This is a genomic window from Comamonas sp. (genome assembly GCF_036643215.1).
GTDB lineage: Bacteria > Pseudomonadota > Gammaproteobacteria > Burkholderiales > Burkholderiaceae_C > Comamonas.
The window spans coordinates 267660-273731 of sequence record NZ_JAVXSJ010000003.1; the positions used below are offsets into that span (position 1 = coordinate 267660).

Annotated in this window: 7 protein-coding genes; 6 read left to right on the forward strand and 1 reads right to left on the reverse strand. The window is 56.7% G+C overall.

The genetic code is table 11. The annotated features are described in order from the left end of the window. The first annotated feature begins 37 nt into the window (after nucleotides 1–37). Nucleotides 38–1102 carry a 4-hydroxythreonine-4-phosphate dehydrogenase PdxA gene (pdxA, locus tag RSF91_RS04305; RefSeq protein WP_332567250.1) on the forward strand — a complete coding sequence of 355 codons (1065 nt, stop codon included), beginning with the start codon at nucleotides 38–40 and terminating at the stop codon, nucleotides 1100–1102. Between the two features lie 95 nt (nucleotides 1103–1197). Here the strand turns inward: pdxA and mscL are convergent, their stop codons facing one another. After that, complete coding sequence (mscL, locus tag RSF91_RS04310; protein ID WP_332567251.1) at nucleotides 1198–1632, reverse strand: large conductance mechanosensitive channel protein MscL; 435 nt, start codon at nucleotides 1630–1632, stop codon at nucleotides 1198–1200. 149 nt (nucleotides 1633–1781) lie between these two features. Here mscL and petA point away from each other — a divergent pair, with 149 nt between their 5' ends. The 5 genes from petA to RSF91_RS04335 all read left to right on the forward strand — a co-directional run bounded on the left by petA (nucleotide 1782) and on the right by RSF91_RS04335 (nucleotide 5930). Next, nucleotides 1782–2384 (forward strand): ubiquinol-cytochrome c reductase iron-sulfur subunit, encoded by a 603-nt coding sequence (gene petA / locus RSF91_RS04315; protein ID WP_332567252.1) that lies wholly within the window; start codon nucleotides 1782–1784, stop codon nucleotides 2382–2384. A gap of 14 nt (nucleotides 2385–2398) precedes the next feature. After that, nucleotides 2399–3814 (forward strand): cytochrome b, encoded by a 1416-nt coding sequence (locus RSF91_RS04320; RefSeq protein WP_099738633.1) that lies wholly within the window; start codon nucleotides 2399–2401, stop codon nucleotides 3812–3814. Nucleotides 3815–3831: 17 nt separating this feature from the next. Continuing rightward, nucleotides 3832–4587, forward strand: coding sequence for a cytochrome c1 (locus RSF91_RS04325; RefSeq protein ID WP_198461201.1), 756 nt, complete (start codon nucleotides 3832–3834; stop codon nucleotides 4585–4587). A gap of 99 nt (nucleotides 4588–4686) precedes the next feature. Next, nucleotides 4687–5298: a glutathione S-transferase N-terminal domain-containing protein gene (locus tag RSF91_RS04330; RefSeq protein WP_099738629.1), complete on the forward strand. Its 612-nt coding sequence runs from the start codon at nucleotides 4687–4689 to the stop codon at nucleotides 5296–5298. 98 nt (nucleotides 5299–5396) lie between these two features. Beyond that, entirely contained in the window at nucleotides 5397–5930 is a 534-nt protein-coding gene (locus tag RSF91_RS04335) for a ClpXP protease specificity-enhancing factor (protein WP_332567253.1), read from the forward strand. The last annotated feature ends 142 nt before the right edge of the window (nucleotides 5931–6072 follow it).

Below are 6072 nucleotides of genomic sequence, written 5' to 3' on the forward strand. Positions count from 1 at the left end.
GCTTATCCATAATGGGCTGCAAGCAATTTTGATCTATATGTCTGCTTCTGAATCAACAACTGCCAAAGCCATCGCCATCACCCAAGGTGACTGCGCAGGCATTGGCCCGGAAATCATTGCCAAGGCCTTCAAGACAGCACCGCATTCCATGCGCGGCTGCTTTGTGGTGGGCGAGTTGCAGACGCTGCGCCGCGCCACGGCACTGGCGGCCAGAGCTGCCGACGGCGAGTCGGGTATGGCCCAGCCCGTCGCGGTGATTGATGCACCGGCCGATGTCTGGTCCGTACCCGAAGGCACGATCCCTTTGCTGAACCTGCCGGGGCTGGCTGGGCCGCAGCCTTATGGTCAGATCTCAGCCGAGGCAGGGCAGGCGGCGGCGCAATGCGTGGTCTGGGCCGCACAAGCGGCTTTGCGGGGGGAGATTGCAGCGCTAGTGACAGCGCCTTTGCACAAGGAGGCGCTGCATCTGGCGGGCGTGACCTTCCCCGGCCACACCGAGCTGCTGCAGGCCGAGGCGGCAGCCCATGCGGGCGTGGGCCTTGAGCAGATGCCCGTGCGCATGATGCTGGCCAACGATGAGCTGCGCACCGTGCTGGTCAGCATTCATGTGTCGCTGCGCGATGCCATCAATGCGGTCACCCAGCCGCAGGTTCTGCAAACTCTGCGCATCACGCATCAGGCGCTGAGCAAAAGTCTGGGCCGCGCTCCTCGCATTGCGGTGGCCGGGCTCAACCCGCACGCAGGCGAGGGCGGTATTTTTGGCCGAGAAGAAATCGAGATCATCGCCCCGGCCATTGCGCAGGCGCAGGCTGAAGGCATGAACGTTGCTGGCCCCTTTGCCCCCGATACCGTGTTCATGCGAGCCCGCAGCACCGCTGCCAAACCCAGTGAATTCGACGTTGTGTTGGCGATGTACCACGACCAAGGGTTGATCCCAGTCAAATATTTGGGTGTGGAAAAAGGGGTCAACGTCACCCTCGGATTGCCGCTGGTTCGCACCAGTCCAGACCACGGAACGGCCTTTGATATTGCCGGGCAGGGTGTGGCCGATGAAGCCAGTTTGCTCGAAGCCGTGCACATGGCGCGCAGCCTTAGCCGCTAGTGGATCAGCCGTTTTCAGGCGGTTTCAGATCGCAAAGAATATGAAAAAAGCCTGCCGAAGGGACTCCGGCAGGCTTTTTTCATGGGCGCTGGCGTTTATTGCTTGCGATTCAGGCTGTCGCGGATTTCGCGCAGCAGTTGAATGTCTTCAGGCGTAGCGGGCGCTTCCTCTGCAGCGGCAGGTGCTTCGCGCTTGAGGCGGTTCATTTGCTTGATCATCATGAAGATGATGAAGGCCAGAATGATGAAGTTGACAGCCACGGTGATGAAGTTGCCATAGGCAAATACAGGGACTCCGGCCTTCTTGAGAGCGTCCAGGGTGCGCGGAATTCCATCCGGAATCGTGCCCAGCACGACGAACAGGTTGGAGAAGTCCAGCTTGCCAAAGATCAGGCCCACCAGAGGCATGATGAGGTCGGCGACCACGGAATCAACAATCTTGCCGAATGCGCCGCCGATGATCACGCCGACTGCCAAGTCCATCACGTTTCCCTTGATTGCGAATTCGCGGAATTCTTGCATCATGCCCATAAGCAGTTCCAGTCACTGAGAGTTTGAGATAGCGCAGTATTGCGTGACTTTGGCACTTGTCAACGTCGGACTGGGGCTGGAATAACCATGACCCCGCCGCTAGAATTCCCAGTTGACCCCAAATCAAGCGATGTACTTCGAGGAAATCCATGAGTGACTCTCCAGTCGACTCCAGCAAGCGCACGTGGATCATCACGTCAGCATGTGCTGGTGCCGTGGGCGGTGTGGCGACAGCCGTCCCTTTTGTGAGCTCCTTTCAGCCTTCTGAAAAAGCCAAAGCGGCAGGCGCCGCTGTAGAGGTTGATATCTCTAACCTCAAGGACGGTGAGAAGCTCACCGTTGAGTGGCGAGGCAAGCCGGTGTGGATCATCAAGCGCACACCCGAGCAGCTCAAGGAGCTGCCGACTCTGGATGCTGAGCTGGCCGACCCGGCCTCCGCTCGTCACCCTGAGGAGTTCACTCCGCCTTATGCGATGAATGGCGCGCGCTCCATCAAGCCAGAAGTTCTGGTTGTGGTGGGCATCTGCACCCATCTGGGTTGCTCTCCGACCGATAAGTTTGTAGCCGGCCCTCAGCCATCGCTGCCAGCTGACTGGAAGGGCGGCTTCCTGTGCCCCTGCCATGGCTCGACTTTCGACATGGCCGGCCGGGTGTTCAAGAACAAGCCAGCACCTGACAACCTGCAAGTGCCGCCGCATATGTATCTGTCCGACACCAAGCTGCTGATTGGTGAAGACACCAAGGCAGCCTGAGGGAGACAAGAACAATGGCCCACGAATTCAAGCAAATTGACCCGAACTCCACCACTGGAGCGAAGGCTATGAACTGGATGGAGAACCGTTTTCCGACAGCGTTCGACGCCTACCGCGTCCACATGTCGGAGTACTACGCTCCTAAAAACTTCAACTTCTGGTACATCTTCGGCTCGCTGGCTTTGCTGGTGCTGGTGATCCAGATCGTCACCGGGATCTTTCTGGTGATGCACTACAAGCCAGACGCTGATAAAGCGTTCGCTTCGGTTGAGTACATCATGCGTGATGTGCCCTGGGGCTGGCTGATTCGATATATGCATTCGACAGGCGCTTCAGCGTTCTTTGTCGTTGTCTATCTGCACATGTTCCGCGGTCTTCTGTACGGTTCTTATCGCAAACCGCGAGAGCTGGTCTGGATCTTTGGCTGCGCCATCTTCCTGGTGCTGATGGCTGAAGCCTTCATGGGTTACCTGCTGCCATGGGGTCAGATGTCGTACTGGGGTGCCCAGGTGATCGTGAACCTGTTCTCGGCCATTCCATTCGTTGGCCCTGACCTGGCTTTGCTGATCCGCGGTGACTATGTGGTGGGTGATGCGACGCTGAACCGCTTCTTCAGCTTCCACGTGATTGCTGTGCCTCTGGTGCTGCTGGGTCTGGTGGTTGCGCACTTGCTGGCGCTGCACGATGTGGGCTCCAACAACCCTGATGGCATTGAAATCAAGGGCCCCAACGCGCCCAAGGATGCCAAGGGCAACCCGCTGGATGGCATTCCTTTCCATCCCTACTACACCGTGCACGACATTTTCGGCGTGACTGTGTTCCTGTTCCTGTTCTCGGCCGTGGTGTTCTTTGCGCCTGAGTTCGGCGGTTACTTCCTGGAGTACAACAACTTCATCCCCGCCGACTCGCTCAAGACGCCTAACCACATTGCGCCTGTCTGGTACTTCACGCCCTTCTACTCGATGTTGCGTGCCATTACTGGCGAGATGATGTACGTTTTGATCGCTTGCGTGGTTCTGGGTGCTGGCTTCGGTGTGCTGAAGTCGCGTCTGCCAGGCTTTGCCAAGGGCGCTGTTGCCGTGGTTGCGCTGGGCGCGATTGCGATGATGCTGTCCATTGATGCCAAGTTCTGGGGTGTCGTGGTCATGGGTGGTGCGGTCATCATCTTGTTTGCCTTGCCATGGCTCGATTGCAGCCCGGTCAAGTCGATTCGCTACCGTCCAAGCTGGCACAAGTATGTGTACGCAGTGTTTGTGGTGAACTTTGTGGTCCTGGCTTACCTGGGTGTTCAGCCTCCATCGCCCATTGGCGAGAAGGTGTCTCAGGTCGGAACACTGTTCTACTTTGGCTTCTTCCTGCTCATGCCCTGGTGGAGCCGCTTGGGTGAACCCAAGCCGGTGCCTGATCGCGTGACTTTCAAGCCACACTGAAGCGGGAGAGAACAAGAATGAAGAAACTGATTCTGACCCTGGTTGCGGCTCTGGGTATCGTGGGGGGCGCTCACGCCTCCGAGGGCGGCATTCACTGGGACAAGGCTCCGGTCAACACCACCGACATGGCGTCTTTGCAAAATGGTGCCAAGATCTTTGTCAACTATTGCCTGAGCTGTCACTCTGCCGCCTTCATGCGCTTTAACCGCCTGAAGGACATTGGCCTGACCGAACAGGAAATCAAGGACAACCTTCTGTTTACGACCACCAAAGTGGGCGAAACCATGAAGGCTGCGATTGATCCCAAGGAAGCCAAGGAGTGGTTTGGTGCCAATCCGCCTGATCTGACCGTGATTGCGCGCTCGCGTGCTGGCTCGGGTGGTTCAGGTGCTGATTACCTGTACACCTTCTTGCGTACTTTCTATAAAGATGACACCAAGGCCACAGGCTGGAATAATCTCGCCTTTCCAAGCGTAGGCATGCCGCATGCCTTGTGGGAGCTGCAAGGCGAGCGCCGCGCCATCTTTGAAGAGCATGACGACCATGGCACTAAGACCCAAGTCTTTAAGGGTTGGGAGCAGGTGTCCCCTGGCAAGATGAGCGCAGTGCAGTACGATCAGGCCGTTGGCGATCTGGTCAATTACCTGCAATGGATGGGAGAACCAGCCCAGAACACTCGTACCCGTATCGGCGTGGGTGTTCTGATTTTCTTGGGCCTCTTCATCTTTGTGGCCTGGCGCCTGAATGCCGCGTTCTGGAAAGACGTGAAGTAAGTTTTGCTGCCGTGCAGATACCATCTGCACCAAACCGTGTTAGTGCAGAGTGGGGTGCCGTGGGCAACCCACTCTTTTTGATTTTTAGGAGTCTCCACCATGATGGTGCTTTATTCGGGAACGACTTGCCCCTTCTCACACCGCTGCCGCTTTGTGCTGTTTGAAAAAGGCATGGATTTCGAGATCCGCGATGTGGACTTGTTCAGCAAGCCCGAAGAAATCGCCGTGATGAACCCCTATGGTCAAGTGCCAATTCTGGTCGAACGCGACCTGATTTTGTACGAGTCCAACATCATCAATGAGTACATTGACGAGCGCTTCCCACATCCTCAGCTGATGCCTGGTGACCCAGTGGACCGTGCCCGCGTGCGCCTGTTCCTGCTGAACTTTGAAAAAGAGCTGTTCGTTCACGTGAACACACTGGAAGAGCGCAACGTCAAGGGCAATGAAAAGGCTCTGGAGAAGGCTCGCGCCCATATCCGTGACCGCCTGACTCAGATGGCCCCTATCTTCTTGAAGAACAAGTTCATCATGGGCGAGAACTTCTCCATGCTGGACGTGGCCATCGCACCTCTGCTGTGGCGCCTGGATTACTACGGTATCGAGCTGTCCAAGAACGCTGCCCCTCTGCTCAAGTACGCCGAGCGCATCTTCTCGCGTCCCGCTTACATTGAAGCGCTGACACCTTCTGAAAAGGTCATGCGCAAGTAATTGCACATGAGCGCCGAGCGGGCATGCTGAAGGAACTCCTTCATCTGCCCGCTTTTTTGTCTTCGCAATCTTTTGGAATTGACTCGTCAGGAAACGATATGACAGCCCCTGAAACGACTTCAACCCGTCCGTATCTGCTGCGGGCCCTGTTCGAGTGGTGTAACGACAATGGACTCACACCGCACATTGCCGTGCGCGTGGATCGCACGACCCAGGTACCCATGGAGTTTGTGCGCGACGGACAAATCGTGCTCAATATCAGCTATGACGCCACCAGCGGCATGCTGATCGGCAACGAATACGTGGAATTCAAGGCACGCTTTGGTGGCAAGCCCAGAGACATCATGGTTCCCGTAGCGAACGTGATGGCCATCTATGCACGCGAGACCGGCCAAGGCATGGCTTTCCAGCCCGAAGGTGATGAGCTGGAAGATGATGCGGATGCAGAAGTCACAGATGCTTCGGCACAAGATGCCGAGCAGATCACGGAGTCTGCCGAAGAGCACGCAGCTGATGAACGTGTGGTGCAGCTGGTTCCCGTCAAGGTGGATGCCGATGGGGCGGACGGCGATGACACGCCTCGTACCCCTCCACCCGCAGGTGGTCGCCCCACGCTGACGCGTGTGAAGTAAAGGAATGTGTGAGATCCGGAATTTCTAGTTTTTGCAGCCAAATTCAAGATTTTTCGGGTTTCTTCTTTTAGGTCTGTTTTTCTACGTTAGAATTCAGTCTTCGCCGGTTTAGCTCAGTTGGTAGAGCACCCGCCTTGTAAGC

Coding starts and splice junctions, on each gene's coding strand:
- pdxA (WP_332567250.1), top strand. CDS start 38: ATGTCTGCTTCTGAATCAACAACTGCCAAAGCCATCGCCATCACCCAA.
- mscL (WP_332567251.1), bottom strand. CDS start 1,632: ATGGGCATGATGCAAGAATTCCGCGAATTCGCAATCAAGGGAAACGTG.
- petA (WP_332567252.1), top strand. CDS start 1,782: ATGAGTGACTCTCCAGTCGACTCCAGCAAGCGCACGTGGATCATCACG.
- RSF91_RS04320 (WP_099738633.1), top strand. CDS start 2,399: ATGGCCCACGAATTCAAGCAAATTGACCCGAACTCCACCACTGGAGCG.
- RSF91_RS04325 (WP_198461201.1), top strand. CDS start 3,832: ATGAAGAAACTGATTCTGACCCTGGTTGCGGCTCTGGGTATCGTGGGG.
- RSF91_RS04330 (WP_099738629.1), top strand. CDS start 4,687: ATGATGGTGCTTTATTCGGGAACGACTTGCCCCTTCTCACACCGCTGC.
- RSF91_RS04335 (WP_332567253.1), top strand. CDS start 5,397: ATGACAGCCCCTGAAACGACTTCAACCCGTCCGTATCTGCTGCGGGCC.